Genomic DNA, 4,321 nt, shown 5'->3' on the forward strand with positions numbered 1-4,321 from the left:
GGATAATTCGATTGCCCTGAACGAGCATTTCTTAACCGCAATTGGTTGCGTGTTGTGAGGCTCTCGCATTCGACGAGATTTTGCTGCGAAAGAGCGTCGTGGGACCAGGCTGCCGACAAACCCTGTCGCATGTTGTTTTGCGTGCCGTTGCTGGCGGGAATCCGGACGTAGCGGGTATGTGGTACTGGTGAGCGTGGCGTTGGGGTGAGATGAAGGCCAAGGTCGGCGTTTTGAGCTCGGCAGCACGTACCCGAGCGGATGATTTGTAGCCAACGTCTTCAAAGATATGGTGAATTTGCCACGGATGCCACACTGTTGCCAGCCGGTGCCTATGTTAGGATAGGGCTCGCAATTTGCTGGGGTGCTCCGTTTCTCTGCCTCCGATGTGCCGTGAGCCGCTCCGCCATCTTAACCAATTTTCAGGAATATTGACCTTTGACAGGATGCAATCCGTCCCTGCTGACAGGGAGTTCGCTCTTTGGCTCAGCCCTTCGACGTAGCCTCCTGGTGCTCGGGTTGGGCCTTATGCTGTCGCTGATGGCCACCCCCGCACTGGCTGCCAAGCTCACCTATCAGGTCAAGGGGTTGAAAGGGGAGAACAAGGATAACGTTGAAGCCTACCTCAACGCCTTGCCCGTCTATCAGGAGCGGCAATACCGCCCGGCTCGCGCCAAAATCACCGAGAGCGTGCAAAAGGCGCTGCAGGTATATGGCTACTACCAGCCCAAGATCACCCTGAGCCGCGACAAGAAAACCCCGTCCAACGTCCTGATCGAGGTGGACAAGGGGGAGCCGGTCATCGTCTCGCGCCTCGATATTCTGCTGGAGGGGGATGCCGGCAGCGACGAGGTCTACAGTGCCCTGCTCGATCAGTTGCCGCTCAAAGAGGGGGATCCCCTCAATCACGCCAAATATGAGTCGATCAAGGCGGATCTGGGCAGCCTCGGGTTGGCCCGCGGCTACTTCGACGCCAAGTTGGGCAAGAGTCAGGTCAAGGTGTTCCCGGACAAGGGGACGGCGGAGATCTACATCCTCTTCCAGTCGGGTCACCGCTACCACTTTGGCGAGATCCGCTACGACGCCACCCCCGAGGCGCTCCATCTTATTCGGCCGCTTATCAACATCAAGAGCGGTGACCCCTATCTCGCCATCCGTCTGGCCGAGATGTCACAGGATGTCTCCTCCACCAAGCTGTTCCGTCAGGTCGATATCAAGCCGGTGCTGAGCGAGGCGAGCAACTACCGGGTGCCCATCTCGGTGACCCTCGACAACCGGGTCGATCACGAGATCGAGACCGGTATCGGCTACGCCACCGACGTGGGGCCGCGCATGAGTGCCACCTGGGAGAAGCCCTGGGTTAACCGCTATGGCCACCGCCTCTTTGCTACCGCCAAGGTTTCCCAGCCGGAGGCCGAGCTCAGTTTCGACTACCAGATCCCGGTGGGCAACCCGCTGCGGGACTACTACTCGATCCAGACCGGTTACCAGTACAAGGACAACAACGATACCCGCTCCGACCTGACGACCGTTGGCGTGCACCGCTGGACGCGGCGGCCGGAGAGCTGGGACCGTGACGTCTTTATCCGGCTGGAGAACGAAATCTATACCCAGGGTGCCGACGAGGGGAACAGCTTGCTGCTGATCCCCGGTGTCTCCTGGTCGCGGCTGCGGGTGCGTGGCGGTCTGGTGCCCGACTGGGGCGATCGCCAGCAGCTGACGCTGGAGTTTTCCGACCCCAGCTGGGGCTCCGACATCAGCTTTATGCGGGTGTGGGGGCGCAGCAAATGGCTGCGTACTCTGGGGGATAACCACAGATTCCTGATGCGTGCCGAGCAGGGGGCCATCATTGGCGACAGCTTCTCGCTGGTGCCGCCTTCTCTGCGTTTCTTTACCGGTGGTGATCAGACGGTACGCGGCTTTGGCTACGAGACCATCTCGCCGACCGGCTCGGACGGCAAGCTGACCGGTGGCCGCTACACCAGCGTCGCCAGCATGGAGTACAACTACCGCTTCAGCGACAAGTGGCTGGGAGCACTGTTCGTGGATGGCGGTACCGCCACCAACGATTACAGCGAGCCGTGGAAGATTGGTACCGGTGTCGGTGTGCGCTGGGTGACCCCCATCGGTCAGGTCAGGCTGGATCTGGCGGTCGGGGTATCGGAAGAGGACAAGCCCTTGCGGCTGCATTTCGCATTGGGGCCTGAATTATGATCTGGGTAAAACGCATCTTTCTCTGGCTGATGGGGCTGATTTTCCTGCTGCTCATCGGCGTCAGCCTGCTGGGATTCACCCATCAGGGCAACAAGTGGTTGTGGCAACAGGCCAGGGCGGCGCAGCCCTCCCTCAAGGGGGAGCTGGTGGCGGGCCAGCTTGGCTATGGCTGGACTCTGGAAGGGGCGGGTTGGCAGGATGAGCTGGTGGATGTCACGGTCGATCGCGCCGTGCTCGACTGGGATCTTGGCAAACTGCTGCAGGGCAAACTCTGGATCAAATCTCTTGAAGTAACCCATCCGGTGGTGAAGGTGGCCGACTCGGAGCCTGCCCCGGAAGAGCCGTCGGAGCCTTTCGTCTGGCATCCGCTCCCCCTCAAAATTCAGGTCGACAGCCTCAAGGTGGCCGATCTCGATCTGGCGGTACCCGGTGTTGCCGTGACGCTGGGGTCGCTCGATATCGGCGCCACCCTCAATCGCAAGGGGCTGATCGTGCGCGGGCCCGTACTCGACAAGCTGAGCGTGACCATTGCTGATGCCCCTGCCAGCACCTCAGCCAAGGCGCCGGTTCAGGCCAGCGGCAAGGCCGCAAGTTCCCCGGTGGCCAAGAGTGCAACAAAGGATGACAGCGACAAGGTAGTCAAGAGTGGTAAAGGAGCCAGTGATAAGGCAGCCAAAGCCGAGCTCATCACACTGCCCGCCATCCATCTGCCATTCCCCATCCAGCTTGAAGGGGTGAGCGCGACCCGGGTGCAATACAAGCAGGGTGATCTGGTCGAGGGGATCGACAAGTTGCAGCTCTCTGCCAGTGCCGTCGGCGATCGTATCGAGGTGCGCGAGTTGTCGCTGCGCCATGCCATGGCGGATCTGGCGCTCAAGGGCAATATCCGGCTGGGGGATGACTATCCGCTGGCGGTGACCCTGGATGCCAAGGCCCGCAAGGGGTTGCTCGATGGCGAGCTGCAAGGTGAGCAGGCGACCCTGACCCTGGGCGGCTCGGTTGGCAAACTGGCACTGACGCTGGCCGCCAAGGGGCCGGTTGCCGCCAACCTCAAGGGATCTCTGGCCGCGCTCGACCCTGATCTGCCCTTCGAGCTGGCCCTCGACTGGAAGAGCCTCGGCTGGCCGTTGCACAAACCTGCCAAAGATGAGCCGAACTATCGGCTGGATAAAGGGAGCCTGACCGCCAAGGGCAAGCTTTCCGGCTATCAATTTGCTCTTAATACCTCCGGCAAGGGTACCGATGTGCCTCCTTTCAAGGTTGTGCTGGAAGGGAAGGGTGATCTGGAGCGGCTCAGCAAGATCGCCTTGCAGCTCAACGCCCTCAAGGGGGAGCTCAAACTCGATGGCAAGCTCGCCTGGCACAAGGGGATCGAGTGGCAGGGGACGACCCTGTTCAAGGGGATCAATCCGGCCGAATTGTTGCCCGAGCTCAAGGGCACCCTGGCGGGAGAGCTGGAGAGCCGGTTTGCGATGAACGAGGCGGGCCACTGGGAACTCAACCTGCCCAAGCTCAAGATCGATGGCAAGCTCAACCAGTATCCGCTGGCCCTCAAGGGTGAGCTGCGCGGCAACGACAAGATGGAGTGGCAGATCCCGACCCTCTCGCTGCAAAGCGGTCCCAACCAGCTGCAGGCCAAGGGGAGCATAGCCCCTGCTCGCTGGCAGCTGGATGCGGCACTGGATGCGCCCCAGCTCGGCGGTATCTATCCCGGTCTGAAGGGGGATATCAAGGGGCAGGTGAAAGTGAGCGGCAACCAGCAGACCCCCAGAATGGCTGCCGACTTGACCGCAGGCCGTCTCTACTACGCGGGGACCAATCTCGGTGGCATTACCCTCAAGGGCAACGGCGCGCTGGGGGCCAGGCCAGCTGGCGAGCTGTCACTCTCGGTTGCCGAGTTGACTCAGGGGGCCACCAAGCTGAGCCAGCTGCTGCTCAATCTGAACGGTGATTTCAATCAGCATCAGCTGACCCTGACCATGAAGGGTGACCCGGTTGCGGCCAACCTCAAACTGGCGGGCGGAATGCGTGGGGATCATTGGCGTGGCGCTCTCTCCGAGCTCAAGCTGAAGACCCCGCTGCGCCGCTGGGATCCCGCCTCGCCCTGGGG

General features: G+C 61.4%; 1 protein-coding gene and 1 pseudogene. Both read left to right on the forward strand.

The features are described 5' to 3' along the window. The first annotated feature begins 435 nt into the window (after positions 1-435). Positions 436-2,211: an autotransporter assembly complex protein TamA gene (gene tamA, locus AACS24_RS06555; RefSeq protein WP_033113442.1), complete on the forward strand. Its 1,776-nt coding sequence runs from the start codon at positions 436-438 to the stop codon at positions 2,209-2,211. Next, positions 2,208-4,321, forward strand: a pseudogene (locus tag AACS24_RS21830) (translocation/assembly module TamB domain-containing protein); the annotation flags it as partial. The gene tamA and the pseudogene AACS24_RS21830, both read left to right, overlap by 4 nt.

It is taken from the genome of Aeromonas sp. HMWF016 (assembly GCF_963878195.1).
GTDB lineage: Bacteria > Pseudomonadota > Gammaproteobacteria > Enterobacterales > Aeromonadaceae > Aeromonas > Aeromonas lacus.